The organism is Mergibacter septicus (genome assembly GCF_003265225.1).
GTDB classification, from domain to species: domain Bacteria; phylum Pseudomonadota; class Gammaproteobacteria; order Enterobacterales; family Pasteurellaceae; genus Mergibacter; species Mergibacter septicus.
Genome location: NZ_CP022013.1, coordinates 269,999 through 285,674, shown reverse-complemented (window position 1 = coordinate 285,674; position 15,676 = coordinate 269,999). Strand labels below are relative to the sequence as shown.

Genomic DNA, 15,676 nt, shown 5'->3' with positions numbered 1-15,676 from the left:
TAAAATTGACTAGGTTTATTGATTTTATACAGGATTTATCTAATTAACTATCATTTATTAGGGATATTTTTAATGAATAATGAACTCATTCTTTCACCTATTGCCATCATTCATACCCCATATAATGAAAAATTTTCCGTCCCTAGACAGCCTGAATTAGTTCCTGATGGCAAAGGTATTATTGAATTGCTCGCTCCTTACAATACAATAGAATCGGTTCGAGGATTAGAACAATTTTCCCATCTTTGGCTTATTTTTCAATTTGATCGAATTAATTCACAACAGATAAAAACAACTGTTAGACCACCTCGCTTAGGTGGTAATAGCCGAGTAGGTGTTTTCGCTTCCCGAGCGACTCACCGTCCGAATCCAATCGGCTTATCTAAAGTAAAATTAGAAAAGATTGTGTCCGAAAAAGGAAAAGTATTCCTGTATCTTGGTAGTGTTGATTTAGTCGATCAAACTCCGATTTTAGATATTAAACCTTATCTTCCTTATGCGGATAGTGAACCAGAAGCCACAGCAGGCTTTGCAACAGAAAAACCATCTAAAAAATTAACCGTACAATTTTCAAATTTGGCTCAACAACAGTTAAACACGATCTTAGTAGCTCAACCCCATTTTCAACGCTTTATTACTGATGTTATTGCCCAAGATCCTCGTCCAGCATATCGACAAGGAAAAACAGAGCAACGAATTTATGGTATTTCTCTTGCTAACTTTAATATTCGCTGGCAGGTAACCCGACCAGATCAGGCAATCATCTTAAGTATCGACAAACTCAAAGATTAAAATAAGAAAATCCCCACTATCCCCACTTAAGTGGGGAAAATTTCATTCTATTCTATCGTGTACCAAATACCACTATCGTTTTACCGTGAGCTGAGATCAAATTTTGATCTTCTAACATTTTTAAAATTCGCCCAACCGTTTCACGTGAACAACCCACTATTTGCCCAATTTCTTGGCGTGTAATCTTAATCTGCATTCCATCAGGGTGAGTCATCGCTTCTGGCATTCTCGCTAAATGTAATAATGTTTGTGCGATTCGCCCTGTTACATCTAAAAAGGCTAAATTACTAACCTGTTTAGAAGTATTTTGTAACCTACGAGCAAGTTGTGCGGTTAAATACATCAAAATTTCAGGATTTAATTGTATTAATTGACGAAATTTTTTATAGGAGATTTCAGCAATTTCACAAGTTGTTTTTGCTTTCACCCAAGCGGTACGTTCTTGCTCTTGTTCAAATAAACCAATCTCACCAAAAAATTGCCCTTGACTAAGATAAGACAAGATCATCTCTTTCCCATCTTCATCTTTCACTAACACAGCAACAGACCCTTTAATCAGATAATATAAGGTTTCTGCTTTTTCACCAGCATGGATAAGAGTACTTTTCGCGGGATAACGATGAATATGACAATGTGATAAAAACCAATCCACTGTTGGGTCTATAGGTGTCGATTGATTATTCTGATTAGTAGAATCTTGTTGGATTGCAAGTACTTCATTTTTACACGCATCTATAAGTTCTGCCGTACTCGTTTTATAATTAGTGTTTGCCATACTTATTCGACCTATTTATTTGTAACAAAAAATGCTTTAGGTTTAAGATCTATGGATTGATGCAATTCAGACCAAACTAACAGAACATCACCTCGCTCAATTTGTTGCTGTAACCGTTGCTCTTTTTCTGCTAAAGAGAGTTCATATAGCCCATAATCCGTTCCTTCTCTCAGGATAAAACTTTGGATAATATTTTTTAATGTTTCGGGTTCAAGGTGCTGCCAAGGAATAATCATCGCTTTAATACTTAATCAAAAATTGGTTCAATTAATTGCCATTGTTGTTCAAAACTCTGTTGGCTGATATGACGAAAATCATAGCGAACATAACGCATAAATTGCCCCTCACAGAGAGTAACTAAATATGTTGCTATAACCTGTTCATCAAGTTTAAAGCCTCGCCCTTCACGTAATTTTCGCATTTGTAAAATATTTGCAAATTGAAAAACTAGCCGATCAAAAAACTTTGCCACCCTTACTTGTAATGCCTTATCCTCAAACATCAAAGCATGCCCAGTTAGCACTCGAGTTAATCCCGGGTTCTTTTGTGCAAAATCCAAAATCATTTGCAAAATATCATGAACCCTTAATTTTGTATCTGTTTGCAACTTCATGGATTGATTAATCCGATTAAGTAATATTGCCTCAATTTGATCGATCAAGGCTTCAAACAATTTTGTTTTACTTGGGAAATAACGATAAAGAGCCGCTTCAGACACCCCTACTTCTGCCGCTAAACGTGCAGTTGTAATACGTTCCATTCCTTCTTTTGAATGTAACATATGAGTAAGCACAGTTAGTACTTGCTGGCGTCTTTCATTAAGACTTCTTTTTTTCACTTTTTGCATCGTTTTACGACTTTCCTGAATGCCCAAAACCACCCTCGCCACGTTCTGTTTGTTCAAAATCTTCAACCAAGTTAAATTCAGCTTGTATCACAGGTACAAAAACTAATTGTGCAATACGATCTCCCACCTCAATAGTGAAAGGTTCAGTACCACGATTCCAAGCAGATACCATCAAAGGACCTTGATAATCTGAATCAATTAAACCCACTAAGTTTCCCAAAACAATACCATGTTTATGTCCTAAGCCCGAACGTGGTAAAATAACTGCCGCTAAATTTTGATCAGCAATATAAATAGATAAGCCAGTTGGAATTAATTTTGTTTCCCCCGGTTGTAGTACTAACGGTTGATCAAGTAAAGCACGTAAATCTAACCCTGCTGATCCAGCTGTTGCATAAGTAGGTAAGGGAAATGTTGTTCCAATACGTGAATCTAAAATTTTAACATCAATTTTTTTCATACTTACTCTTCCTGACTAACTTGATAACGTTGAATAATTATCTCTACTAAACGTTGTGCTAATTCCTTTTTATTTGCTAAAGGTAATTGGTATTCACCATTCTTCCAAAATAGCTGTAAGGCATTATTATCACTATTAAACCCTTGTATCTTGCTAGATACATCGTTAGCACAAATCATATCTAATTTTTTACGCTGTAATTTATCTTGAGCATAAATTGCTAGATCTTGCGTTTCTGCGGCAAAACCAACCATAAAAGGAGGATTAGGCAAGTGAGCCACATCAGCAATAATATCTGGATTTTTAACCAAATTTAGCTGAATTTTATCGCCACTTTTTTTGATTTTCTGTGTAGAAATCTGTTCTACCCGATAATCTGCCACCGCAGCACAACCTATAAATATTTGATTCTGTGGTGCTAATTCCAATGATTTTTGCCACATTTCTAATGCAGTCTGAACATCTACTCGTGTAACATTAACAGGAGTAGGTAAATTGACAGGACCACAAATTAACGTAACCTTTGCCCCCACTGCGGCAAAAGCCTGTGCTAACGCAAACCCCATTTTACCTGAACTATGATTGGAAAGATAACGAACTGGATCAAGAGGTTCTCTTGTTGGTCCTGCGGTAATAAGCACATTAAGGCTCGGTAGTTGATTAATGGAAGCTAATTGTTGAGAGGATAAAGGCAATTTAACAAAATATTGTGCTATCGACTCAAATAATTCTTGTGGTTCAGACATTCGCCCAATCCCAGTATCGCCACAAGCTTGTTCTCCACTATTAGGGCCTATGAGGGTTATCCCTCGTTGACATAAATTGGCTAAATTCTGTTGAACAATAGCTTGCCGATACATCTGTTGATTCATAGCTGGTGCTAAAAAAATAGGTGCAGTAGTTGCTAAACAAAGGGTGGTTAGCAAATCATTTGCCATTCCCATTGCTAAGCGAGCAATCAAATCAGCAGAAGCAGGGGCAATTAAAATTAAATCTGCCCATTTCGCCAATTCAATATGCCCCATGGCTAACTCAGCTTGTGGGTCAAGCAAACTCTCAGCAACAGGGTTACCTGAAATTGCTTGTAATGTTAATGGGGTTACAAAATGGCTTGCTGCTTGGGTTAATACTACTCGGACTTCAGCTTGCTGTTTACGCAATAAGCGGATTAATTCAATCGTTTTATATGCCGCAATTCCACCACTGATACCAATTAAAATACGTTTCCGATATACACCCTGTGCCATATTTACCCCTACTTAAATTAAAATGGCAACTATTTTACTGGAATTTTCAATGATCAGCTAATCATATCCACCGATTAAAGTAAGAAAATAACGCTATTAAAGACGCTAAATTATTCCGATCTACATCGCAAAAAAATTTTTTAATCTCTTTCCCCCTTATTTTTTATCGCATAGTAGCTATCCCAATTTAAATTAATGCTGAACATACTATGCTAACATCCCAAACGAATCATTTAATGCCTCGAGAAAAATTACTACAACAAGGTGCTGAATCCCTTAGCGATCAAGAACTACTTGCTATTTTTCTACGCACAGGTATAAAAAACTGCCCTGTAATACAATTAGCAACACACGCATTACAACATTTTGGTTCACTCTATCATTTACTCTCCGCCCCTTTAGAAAACTTTTGTGAGGTTAAAGGCTTAGGAAAAACACAATTTATTCAATTACAAGCTTGTGTTGAAATGACTAAACGTTATTTAAATCAAGAACTCAGCGAAAGAACGTTATTCGATAATCCTCAAATTACTAAACTCTATCTGCAAACAGAATTAGCTCGACGAGAACGAGAAATGTTTATGGTGTTATTTTTAGATAACCAACATTTTCTAATTAAAAAAGAAACCCTTTTTTTAGGCACAATCAACAGTGCAACGGTTCACCCTAGAGAAATCATAAAATCCGCCTTATTTTGTAATGCAGCCGCCATTATTCTGGCACATAATCACCCTTCGGGTAAAACCCAGCCTAGCTCTGAAGATATTTATATAACCAAAAAGATCAATCAAGCTTGTGAACTAATTGAAGTACGTTTACTGGATCACATTATCATTGGACAAGGCGAACCTTTTTCATTAGCAGAAAATGCGATGTTATATTGATAAAATAAAACTACTTAATTTCAATAAGAAAAATATCAATCTTTGACCTATTTTCTCTTGAGAAAAAAGAATAAAACAAGTATAATCCACGACCTTTAATGAGGAAGTGGGTCGGGTTTTATACCTGACGAGGTAGCCATAAAAAGATTAATAGATTCCTTGAAATTGTTAATTATGGTAACCCGCACCAGCTAGCTTAAGCTTTAATTAATTATTGGAGAATCACAAATGTCCAGAGTCTGTCAAGTAACAGGCAAACGTCCGGTGGTAGGTAATAACCGTTCGCACGCTATGAACGCTACACGCCGTCGTTTTTTACCAAACCTTCACACTCACCGTTTCTGGGTTGAAAGTGAAAAACGTTTCGTAACTTTACGTCTTACCGCTAAAGGTATGCGTATTATTGATAAAAAAGGCATTGATGCAGTTTTAGCTGATCTTCGTGCTAAAGGCGAAAAAATCTAAGGAGCTGAAAAATGGCAGCAAAAGGTGCTCGTGAGAAAATTAAATTAGTTTCTACTGCTGAAACTGGTCATTTCTACACAACAACTAAAAATAAACGTAATATGCCAGAAAAAATGGAAATCAAAAAATTTGATCCAGTAGTTCGTAAGCATGTTATTTATAAAGAAGCTAAAATTAAATAATTTCAGCTGACCAATTTAAAAACCCGAATTTATTTCGGGTTTTTTTACATACTTACTTTATCCTGAGAAAAGTTTCTATGTTTATTGCAAAATTAAGTGGATTTAAAAGAGATTTCGTTATTATAAATATTTTCACTCTAATGCTATTTATGAGTGAAATCGGTTATCGGATAGTTAATTCAATCCCTCCTATTGGCTTAACTAAAGCCCCAGAAAACTATTTAATAACCTTACTCTTTGTCAGTTTGTATTATTTTGCTCGCTTTAAACTTTCTCGCCTATTTATATTCTTTTTCTTTTTTCTCAGTATCATCATTAACAATATCCACTTTGCAGTTTATCAAAATTGGGTTAATGGATTAAATTATTATTTAGCAATTAAAGAATGGCATGAAGTATATGCGGCAGGCATACCTATGCTTGATAAACTTATCATACCTTTATTATGGGGAACGGTAGATTGCTTAATTTTTCTCTCTATTGCAAAATATAGACGTAAAACTTATGTTTATTCCGATATTCTTTTTATTCTTTTAATAGTCTATATTTCAATCAGATCATTTAGTACTTCTCAAGAACATGGTATTTCACCAAAAACAAATTATGGTAGGATAAAAGCTAATTATTATAGTTTTGGTTATTTTTTAGGACGTATTTTACCTTACCAACTCTTTTCTTTAAGCTCTGTGCCTGAATATACGCATAAAACACCTGAAAAAAATCATTCTCCTAAAATCAAAAATATTATTCTTATTATGGGAGAAGCAGAAACAGCTACCCATGTTAGTGCTTTTGGCTATTCTAGAAAAACGACACCTTTCTTTGAGCAAATGCAAGAAGATCAAAAAGGATTATTACTTCCAATTTACTCTGCTGGTAAAATGACAGCTATTTCTCTACCTTCTTTTTTCAATGCTATTCCATATCCAAATGGAATGACTCAAATTAATCAAGGGAATACTAGTTTATTTCGCTTAGCAAAAGAAAATAATTTTCATACGTATTTTTATACGGCTCAAGCAGAAATGGAAATGGCTATTACTAGTTTATTTGGAAAACGTTGGATAGAACATATTATTTTTCCAACTCATTTAGGCTATGACCCTTATGAAAATATTAGTGATAATCACCTTATTCCACTGTTTGAGAAAATTAATCTAAATAAAAATAATAATTTTATTGTTCTTCATCAGCGTGGTTCACATACACCTTATGGAAAATGGTTAGAGCCAAAAGAAATGGTATTTGGAGATACAACAATTATTGATAAATATGACAGTACTATTTTTCACACTGATCAATTAATCAAACAAATTTATCAAAAATTAATACAACGTCCTGAAAAAGATTGGATATTAATTTATACCTCTGATCATGGACAATATGTTACTGACCAAGTTTATAATCAAGGAACAACCGTAAATGATAATTATATTGTTCCATTATTTATCTATACTCCAGATACTGTATTACAACAGGAAATTAATCATATCTTTTCAGCATGTAAAATAGGTTATCATCAACAATTAGCTACTCTAATTATCGATCTACTAGGATATAAAATGCCTATTGCTGGTTGTGATGTTGGATATGTCAATGGCAATCTTCTAACAGGGGATAATGGCTATTATAAAGTTCAACAAAATGGTAAGATAGAATTCATTAATCCTAAACAAAATAAACATTAACTATTATGCCTGAATTACCTGAAGTTGAAACTGCCAAAAATGGTATTTTACCCTATGTAAAAAGTGCAACCATTCAAACTTTGACTATTCGCACTGCTAAATTACGCCATCCAATCAGCCCTGAACTATTTGATTTAGCCAATCAAGTTGTTCTTGAAATTCAACGCAGAGCTAAATATTTAATCTTTAAATTAAATAATGGGTATATTTTAGTGCATTTAGGTATGTCTGGTTCATTACGTTTAGTTGAAAACACGGCTTCACCACAAAAACACGATCATATTGATATGCTGTTGGATAATGGCAAAATCTTACGTTATAACGATCCTCGAAAATTTGGTGCTTGGCTTTGGGTTGAGGATTTAGAAAATTATCCATTACTCACTAAATTAGGCCCTGAACCACTTACTGAAGCATTCTCAGCAGATTATCTTTATCAAGTAAGTAGAAAAAAAACTACTGCGATTAAAACATTTTTAATGAATAACCAAATTGTTGTTGGTGTGGGTAATATTTATGCTAATGAAAGCCTATTTCTCTGTGGTATCCATCCCACAATGCCTGCAATGAAATTAACCCAATCTGAAGCAAAACAAGTTGTTACCACCATAAAAAAAGTGTTAAGCGAAGCGATTAAACAAGGCGGAACAACGTTACAAGACTTTCTACAACCTGATGGTCGTCCCGGTTATTTTGCACAACAATTACTGGTTTACGGTAGAAAAGCTCAGCCTTGCGTAACTTGTGGGCAACTGATTGAAAGTATGGTAATTGGGCAACGCAATAGTTTCTATTGTCCGCAATGCCAAACTAGAAAGTAAAATCATATTCTTATCTTGTTATCTGTTTTCGTTAGTGTCAGACTTATACACAGCCCTTATCCACCATTCATATTGAATCCGCTCAACAACAAGGAAATATTATGTTGAAATACCAAGATCCAAATTATGCCGAAGAAGTCGCTAAATATGGCAATCCGATTCCAAGTCGAGAGCTGATTTTATCAACTATCCAACAACGAAATTCGCTAAGTCGTGAAGAAATTCAAGCTATCTTTCACTTAAAGAATAAAGAACAACAAGAAGCTATGCGCCGACGTCTTCGTGCAATGGAAAATTGTGGGCAATTAATTTTAACAAAACGAAAACGCTACGCTTTACCTGAAACACAAGGTTTTTTAAAAGGAACTGTTCTAGGACATCGAGATGGCTATGGCTTTTTACAAGTGGAAGGTAGAAAAGATGATTACTTTATCCCCAATATTGAAATGCAAAAAGTCTTAGATGGAGACCAAGTTTTAGCTCAACTAAAAGGCACTGACAAACGTGAACGGCAAGAAATTCGGATTAAACGAATTATTGAAAGACGTAAAAAACATATTGTTGGACGTTTTTTCTCAGAAGATGGGATTGGCTATGTCGTACCTGATGATAGTCGAATTAACCAAGATATTTTAATTCCCAATGAAGCTAGGCTTGGTGCAAGAATGGGACAAGTGGTAGTAGTTGAATTAACCCCACGCAGAAACAATCACAAATTAATAGGAACGATTATTGAGGTTCTGGGTGACAATTTAGCCAAAGGTATGGAAGTTGAAATAGCACTCCGCCATTATGAAATTCCACATAGTTTCTCTGAAACGGTTCAACAAGAAATTACCTATCTAAGTGAAGAAGTACCTGAGTCAGCAAAAAAAGGGCGAGTTGATCTGCGACAACTTCCCTTAGTAACAATTGATGGTGAAGATGCAAGAGACTTTGATGATGCCGTATATTGCCAAGCAAATCCTAATGGTGGTTGGACGCTTTGGGTTGCTATTGCTGATGTTAGCTATTATGTTCGCCCTAAAACCGCATTAGATAGCAGTGCTTATCAACGAGGTAACTCGGTTTACTTTCCTAATCGTGTTATTCCAATGTTACCAGAAAAACTATCTAATGGTTTATGTTCACTCAATCCTCAAGTTGATCGCTTATGTCTAGTTTGTGAAATGACCATTTCAACGACAGGAAAAATCACAGGGTATCAATTCTATCAAGCAGTGATGAATTCTCACGCTCGTTTAACCTACAATAAAGTTTGGAAAATTTTACAAGGAGATGAAGCTTTATCTCAGCGTTATCAACATCTTGTGCCTCATCTCAATCAACTTTATCAAATGTTTAAAGTATTACAACAAGCTAAGCAACAGCGAGGGGCGATAGAATTTGAAACTATCGAAACAAAATTTATTTTTAACACTCAAGGTCGGATTGAACGGATTGAGCCACTAAAACGCAATGATGCCCACAAAATTATTGAAGAATGTATGATCTTAGCCAATATCGCTGCGGCTAATTTTGTTGCATCTCATCAAGTACCTGCACTATTTCGTATTCATGCCCAACCAAGTGAAGAAAAATTAACCTCATTCAAAGATTTTTTACGTGAGTGTGGTTTAACATTATCTGGTGGGCTACAACCTAGCCCAAGCGATTATGCTCAGTTAATGGAAAAAGTACAAAATCGTCCCGATAAAGAATTAATTCAAACAATGCTGTTACGATCTCTTAGCCAAGCAGTGTACTCTGCTGACAATATTGGGCATTTTGGCTTAGCGCTAAAAGAATATGCACATTTCACTTCCCCTATTCGCCGTTACCCTGATCTGAGTTTACATCGAACAATAAAAGCCCTCTTAGCAAAGCAAACCAATACGCCTAAACTTTATCAACAAGGAGGGGCTTACCATTATAATTTGGAACAGATCGATCAACTTGGTGAACACTGTTCGATGACTGAACGCCGAGCTGACGATGCCACACGTGATGTTGCAGATTGGCTTAAATGTGAATTTATGCAAGATCACGTTGGTGAGATCTTCAGTGGTACAATTTCTAGTGTAACAGGTTTCGGATTTTTCGTACGTTTAGACGATCTCTTTATTGATGGACTGGTTCACATTTCAACATTAACTCACGATTACTATCGCTTTGATCCAGCAGGTCAACGTTTAATCGGAGAAAGCAGTGGTATGCTATATCGTCTGGGTGATCCTGTAAAAATTAAAGTCGTTGCCGTCAACCTCGAACAACGTACGCTAGATTTTAATCTTATTTCCAGTGAAAGATCCGTGAGAAGAAAAGGAAAAACAGCTAGAGAAAAAAATAAAAAATATCTTCGTCAAAAACAAAATAAAAATGGTAAAAAATCTCGTACATTTCAAGTTAAATTAACGAAAAAAAACAAAAAGAAAAAATAATTGTATTACAAGGATAATTATGAGCGAACAAATTTACGGTATTCACGCTGTTACAGCATTCTTAGAAAATGCACCTGAACGTTTAATTGAAGTTTTTATCTTAAAAGGGAGGGAAGATAAACGCTTACACCCCCTCTTAACCGAATTAGCTAATTTAGGCATTAGCATACAATATCTAAACCGAACTACTATGGATAAAAAATCCAATGGTGAAGTTCATCAAGGTATTATAGCTCGGATTCAACCAGCTCAAGAGTTGAATGAACAAGATTTAACGCACATTTTGTTAGATCCTACTCGTACAAAACCGCCCTTTTTATTAATTTTAGATGGCATAACAGATCCGCATAATTTAGGGGCTTGTTTACGTACTGCTGATGCAGCAGGGATTGATGCAGTGATCGTTCCTAAAGATAAATCGGCTAATATGAATGCAACAGTAAGAAAAGTTGCCTGCGGTGCGGCAGAAACCGTGCCATTAATTCGTGTCACTAACCTTGCCAGAACATTAAGGGAACTACAACAAAAATACAATATTTGGGTTGTTGGCACAGCAGGAGAAGCAAGCGAAAGTTTATACCAAGCTAATTTAACTGGTGCCATTGCTCTTATTATGGGAGCAGAAGGAGAAGGAATGAGACGGTTAACTCGTGAACATTGCGATCAACTCCTCAGTATCCCTATGGCTGGTTCAGTTTCATCATTAAATGTTTCTGTTGCAACGGGAGTTTGTCTGTTTGAAATCGTTCGTCAACGACAAATATAATTTTTTATTTCTTAACAAAAAAAGTGCGAGTTAAATCGCACTTTTGATCTTTTTGCTCTCTAGCAATTACTGATGAGTGTTATTTTACAAGTTTTGCTTTGTATTTAGGGTGCATTAGATTTTCAATAGAAAGAATATCATTTAGTTCTTCTTCGGTTAGTAAACCTTGTTCTAACACGACTTCTTTCACACCACGCCCTGTTTTAGCACAGATTTTACCTACTAAGTCTCCATTATGATGTCCAATAAATGGATTGAGATACGTTACAATACCAATTGAATTAAATACATAACCTTCACAAACATCTTTATTGACTGTAATACCATCAATACATTTATCCCGTAAATTAACACAAGCATTGGTTAAAATACTGATAGATTCAAACATAGCTTGCCCAATCACAGGCTCCATAACATTTAATTGTAATTGTCCCGCTTCAGATGCCATAGTGACAGTAAAATCATTCCCCATCACTTTAAAACAAACTTGGTTTACTACTTCAGGCACAACTGGGTTTACTTTCGCTGGCATAATGGAAGAACCTGCTTGTAATTCAGGTAAATTAATTTCATTTAAGCCTGCTCGAGGACCAGATGAAAGCAAGCGTAAATCATTACACACTTTAGATAATTTCACTGCTGTGCGTTTTAATGCACCGTGAACCATAACGTATGCACCACAGTCTGAGGTAGCTTCAATTAAATTTTCAGCTTTAACACAAGGTAACCCTGTTACTTTAGATAAATTTTGTACAACCAAATCAGTATAACCTTCAGGAGTATTTAGACCTGTACCAATAGCAGTTGCACCTAGGTTGACTTCTAGCAATAATGCTGAAGTATTAGTTAAATTACGAACTTCTTCTTCTAACAAGACCGCAAAAGCTTTAAATTCTTGACCAACAGTCATCGGCACCGCATCTTGTAATTGTGTCCGCCCCATCTTCAATATATTCGCAAACTCGATCGCTTTATTCTCAAAACCTTGTTGTAAATATCTAATTTTTTCAACAAGTTGCATAATACTGTTATAAACCGCAATCCGAAATCCTGTTGGGTAGGTATCATTCGTTGATTGGCTTGCATTAACGTGATCCATTGGGTCAACGTATTGATATTCACCTTTCTTATGTCCCATTATTTCTAAGGCAAGATTTGCAACCACTTCATTTGCATTCATATTTACGGAAGTGCCTGCACCACCTTGGAAAACATCTGATGGAAATTGATCCATACATTTCCCAGTAGTCAAGATGTGATCACAAGCAGAGACAATTGCATCTGCCACCTGCTGTGGTATTGCCCCTAATGCTCCATTTGTCATTGCAGTCGCTTTTTTGACCATCACCATACCACGCACAAATTCAGGAATATCGGAGATTGTTACCTTCGAAATATTAAAATTCTCAACCGCACGTAAAGTATGAATTCCCCAATACACTTCAGCAGGAATCTCTCTTTCACCTAATAAATCTACTTCTTTGCGTGTATTACTCATCTTGAACTCCTTAGATAATTTATTGAGATATAAGATGGATATAAATGTTTTTACCTATATATCCTTGATTGGTTCAAACATATTATAGAAAGCAATCTACTTTTTTTATGTGATAAAGATCACAAAGTTAAAAGCCATTTAGTCAATATAATTTTATCTAATCCATTAGCTTTTTTTATTTAAATATGTCACTAAACCGCACTAAAATAGTTGAAATTTAATACCACCAACCTATGCTATAAAAAGGTTTTGATTACAAGGAGCAGCTATGCCACTACTTATGTTTGTTTTAATCCTATTTTCATTTATCTATCTTGAAGTTTCTCTCTTAGTTTGGTTAGGCTCAGCTATCGGAGTACTACCACTACTAGCTTTACTTTTTCTATCATCTTGTATTGGGCTGTTTATGATTCGCACTCAAGGACTTTACACCCTGCTTAGTGTCCGCAGTCAATTACAACGGGGAGAACTACCAACCCGAGCCTTATTCCAATCAGGTATCTGGATTTTAGCGGGTATTTTATTTTTTATCCCAAGCCTTCTTACTGATATTCTCGCTCTATTCCTTCTAATTCCTTCTGTTGGCTTATCCTTAGAAGCTTTTATCAGTCGCAAAATTCATCTTTTTTCACACCACCACTCAACTTTTACTCCCAACCAAGACGACATCATTGATGCGGAATATCAAAAGAAAGCAGATGATGATAAAAAATTACATTAACTTTCTCTTATTTAAAATTAAATAGAGGAATTTAGAATAAATATTTATCTCCCCCCTTGAAACTGCTAAATCGTCCCCCATTTTTAGTGCGTTATTTCTCAACATGCTAATTTTAAGGAGTATATATGAATATTCGTCCATTACATGATCGTGTAATTATTAAACGTGAAGAAGTTGAAACAAAATCTGCAGGTGGTATCGTTTTAACCGGTTCAGCAGCAACAAAATCTACTCGTGCTAAAGTATTAGCTGTGGGTAAAGGTCGTATTTTAGAAAACGGCAATGTTCAACCATTAGATGTTAAAGTCGGTGATACCGTTATTTTTAATGATGGTTACGGCGTAAAAGCAGAAAAAATTGACGGTGAAGAAGTCTTAATTATTTCTGAAAATGATATTTTAGCAATTGTTGAATAATATAGTGTAAAGAAGGAAAAAGAAAATGGCAGCAAAAGACGTAAAATTTGGTAATGATGCTCGTGTAAAAATGTTAAAAGGGGTAAATACCCTTGCAGATGCAGTAAAAGTTACTTTAGGTCCTAAAGGACGTAATGTTGTTTTAGATAAATCTTTCGGTGCCCCAACTATTACTAAAGATGGTGTTTCAGTAGCTCGTGAAATCGAATTAGAAGATAAATTCGAAAATATGGGTGCACAAATGGTAAAAGAAGTTGCTTCTAAAGCAAATGATGCAGCAGGTGATGGTACCACCACTGCAACTGTTCTTGCTCAAGCTATTGTAAATGAAGGCTTGAAAGCAGTTGCTGCTGGTATGAATCCAATGGATTTAAAACGTGGTATCGATAAAGCCGTTGCTGCAACAGTAGAAGAATTAAAAAAATTATCTGTTCCTTGCACCGATTCCAAAGCAATTGAACAAGTAGGTACTATCTCGGCTAACTCTGATAGCACTGTTGGTAAACTGATTGCACAAGCAATGGATAAAGTTGGTAAAGAAGGTGTGATTACCGTTGAAGATGGTAGTGGTTTAGAAGATGAATTAAACGTAGTTGAAGGTATGCAGTTCGACCGTGGTTATTTATCACCATATTTCATTAATAAACCAGAAACAGGCACCGTTGAACTAGATAGCCCTTATATCTTATTAGTTGATAAAAAAATCTCCAATATTCGTGAAATGTTACCTGTATTAGAAGCTGTTGCAAAAGCAGGTAAACCTTTAGCCATCATTGCTGAAGATGTTGAAGGTGAAGCTTTAGCAACCTTAGTAGTCAACACAATGCGTGGTATCGTAAAAGTGGCTGCTGTAAAAGCACCGGGCTTCGGTGATCGTCGTAAAGCAATGTTACAAGACATCGCAATCCTAACCAATGGTACTGTTATCTCTGAAGAAATTGGTATGGAATTAGAAAAAGCGACCCTAGAAGATCTAGGTCAAGCAAAACGTATCGTCATTTCTAAAGATAACACCACTATTATTGATGGCGTTGGTGAACAAGCTCAAATCCAAGGACGTGTAGCACAAATTCGTCAACAAATCGAAGAAGCAACTTCTGATTATGACAAAGAAAAATTACAAGAACGTGTTGCTAAATTAGCTGGTGGTGTTGCAGTTATCAAAGTTGGGGCTGCTACAGAAGTTGAAATGAAAGAGAAAAAAGCGCGTGTTGAAGATGCACTTCACGCAACCCGTGCTGCAGTTGAAGAAGGCGTTGTTGCTGGTGGTGGTGTTGCACTGATCCGTGCTGCAAGCAAAATAGCAGATCTAAAAGGTGATAATGAAGAACAAAATGTTGGCATTAAACTAGCTCTTCGTGCAATGGAAGCCCCATTACGTCAAATCGTTACCAATGCAGGTGAAGAAGCTTCTGTTGTAGCAAGCGCTGTTAAACAAGGTGAAGGTAACTTTGGTTACAATGCTGGCACAGAAACTTACGGTGATATGATCGAAATGGGTATTTTAGATCCAACTAAAGTAACTCGTTCAGCTCTACAATTTGCGGCATCTGTTGCAGGCTTAATGATCACCACTGAATGTATGGTAACTGAATTACCAAAAGATGATAAAACTGATATGCCAGCAGGCATGGGCGGTATGGGTGGAATGGGCGGTATGATGTAATCCCCTATATTTCATTCATTTATTAAAT

General features: G+C 35.8%; 17 protein-coding genes. 11 read left to right on the top strand and 6 right to left on the bottom strand.

What is annotated here, in order from left to right:
* Window positions 1–72 precede the first annotated feature (72 nt).
* The gene (gene tsaA, locus CEP47_RS01380) at window positions 73–792 is read left to right on the top strand and encodes a tRNA (N6-threonylcarbamoyladenosine(37)-N6)-methyltransferase TrmO (RefSeq protein ID WP_261919763.1); all 720 of its coding nucleotides are present in this window, start codon (window positions 73–75) and stop codon (window positions 790–792) included.
* Between the two features lie 52 nt (window positions 793–844).
* Here the strand turns inward: tsaA and crp are convergent, their stop codons facing one another.
* Genes crp through coaBC form a run of 5 tightly spaced genes read right to left on the bottom strand, consistent with a single transcriptional unit; the run spans window position 845 to window position 4,121 of the window.
* Entirely contained in the window at window positions 845–1,567 is a 723-nt protein-coding gene (crp, locus tag CEP47_RS01375) for a cAMP-activated global transcriptional regulator CRP (protein ID WP_261919764.1), read from the bottom strand.
* An 11-nt stretch (window positions 1,568–1,578) separates the two neighbouring features.
* The gene (locus CEP47_RS01370; RefSeq protein WP_261919765.1) at window positions 1,579–1,803 is read right to left on the bottom strand and encodes a YheU family protein; all 225 of its coding nucleotides are present in this window, start codon (window positions 1,801–1,803) and stop codon (window positions 1,579–1,581) included.
* 11 nt (window positions 1,804–1,814) lie between these two features.
* On the bottom strand, window positions 1,815–2,414 hold the full coding sequence (slmA, locus tag CEP47_RS01365) for a nucleoid occlusion factor SlmA (RefSeq protein ID WP_261919766.1): 600 nt from the start codon (window positions 2,412–2,414) through the stop codon (window positions 1,815–1,817).
* 4 nt (window positions 2,415–2,418) lie between these two features.
* Window positions 2,419–2,874, bottom strand: a complete 456-nt coding sequence (gene dut, locus CEP47_RS01360) for a dUTP diphosphatase (protein ID WP_261919767.1) — start codon at window positions 2,872–2,874, stop codon at window positions 2,419–2,421.
* Between the two features lie 2 nt (window positions 2,875–2,876).
* Window positions 2,877–4,121: a bifunctional phosphopantothenoylcysteine decarboxylase/phosphopantothenate--cysteine ligase CoaBC gene (gene coaBC, locus CEP47_RS01355; protein WP_261919768.1), complete on the bottom strand. Its 1,245-nt coding sequence runs from the start codon at window positions 4,119–4,121 to the stop codon at window positions 2,877–2,879.
* A gap of 209 nt (window positions 4,122–4,330) precedes the next feature.
* On the opposite strand from coaBC, the gene radC reads away from it, so the two are divergent.
* From radC to rlmB, 7 genes are all read left to right on the top strand, one after another.
* Window positions 4,331–5,005, top strand: a complete 675-nt coding sequence (gene radC, locus CEP47_RS01350) for a RadC family protein (protein WP_261919769.1) — start codon at window positions 4,331–4,333, stop codon at window positions 5,003–5,005.
* Window positions 5,006–5,233: 228 nt separating this feature from the next.
* A complete protein-coding gene (gene rpmB / locus CEP47_RS01345) occupies window positions 5,234–5,470 on the top strand; it encodes a 50S ribosomal protein L28 (RefSeq protein ID WP_261919770.1) in 237 nt (78 codons plus the stop codon).
* Between the two features lie 11 nt (window positions 5,471–5,481).
* Window positions 5,482–5,652, top strand: coding sequence for a 50S ribosomal protein L33 (rpmG, locus tag CEP47_RS01340; RefSeq protein WP_261919771.1), 171 nt, complete (start codon window positions 5,482–5,484; stop codon window positions 5,650–5,652).
* Window positions 5,653–5,801: 149 nt separating this feature from the next.
* The gene (locus CEP47_RS01335) at window positions 5,802–7,340 is read left to right on the top strand and encodes a phosphoethanolamine transferase (RefSeq protein WP_265482660.1); all 1,539 of its coding nucleotides are present in this window, start codon (window positions 5,802–5,804) and stop codon (window positions 7,338–7,340) included.
* Window positions 7,341–7,345: 5 nt separating this feature from the next.
* Window positions 7,346–8,161: a bifunctional DNA-formamidopyrimidine glycosylase/DNA-(apurinic or apyrimidinic site) lyase gene (gene mutM, locus CEP47_RS01330; protein WP_261919773.1), complete on the top strand. Its 816-nt coding sequence runs from the start codon at window positions 7,346–7,348 to the stop codon at window positions 8,159–8,161.
* Between the two features lie 101 nt (window positions 8,162–8,262).
* Window positions 8,263–10,581 carry a ribonuclease R gene (gene rnr / locus CEP47_RS01325; protein ID WP_261919774.1) on the top strand — a complete coding sequence of 773 codons (2,319 nt, stop codon included), beginning with the start codon at window positions 8,263–8,265 and terminating at the stop codon, window positions 10,579–10,581.
* A 19-nt stretch (window positions 10,582–10,600) separates the two neighbouring features.
* Window positions 10,601–11,347: a 23S rRNA (guanosine(2251)-2'-O)-methyltransferase RlmB gene (rlmB, locus tag CEP47_RS01320; RefSeq protein ID WP_261919775.1), complete on the top strand. Its 747-nt coding sequence runs from the start codon at window positions 10,601–10,603 to the stop codon at window positions 11,345–11,347.
* 79 nt (window positions 11,348–11,426) lie between these two features.
* Here the strand turns inward: rlmB and aspA are convergent, their stop codons facing one another.
* Window positions 11,427–12,845, bottom strand: a complete 1,419-nt coding sequence (aspA, locus tag CEP47_RS01315) for an aspartate ammonia-lyase (protein WP_261919776.1) — start codon at window positions 12,843–12,845, stop codon at window positions 11,427–11,429.
* A gap of 268 nt (window positions 12,846–13,113) precedes the next feature.
* Here aspA and CEP47_RS01310 point away from each other — a divergent pair, with 268 nt between their 5' ends.
* From CEP47_RS01310 to groL, 3 genes are all read left to right on the top strand, one after another.
* Window positions 13,114–13,566: an FxsA family protein gene (locus tag CEP47_RS01310; RefSeq protein WP_261919777.1), complete on the top strand. Its 453-nt coding sequence runs from the start codon at window positions 13,114–13,116 to the stop codon at window positions 13,564–13,566.
* A 125-nt stretch (window positions 13,567–13,691) separates the two neighbouring features.
* The gene (locus tag CEP47_RS01305) at window positions 13,692–13,982 is read left to right on the top strand and encodes a co-chaperone GroES (protein ID WP_261919778.1); all 291 of its coding nucleotides are present in this window, start codon (window positions 13,692–13,694) and stop codon (window positions 13,980–13,982) included.
* A gap of 25 nt (window positions 13,983–14,007) precedes the next feature.
* Window positions 14,008–15,648: a chaperonin GroEL gene (gene groL, locus CEP47_RS01300; RefSeq protein ID WP_261919779.1), complete on the top strand. Its 1,641-nt coding sequence runs from the start codon at window positions 14,008–14,010 to the stop codon at window positions 15,646–15,648.
* Window positions 15,649–15,676: the final 28 nt, after the last annotated feature.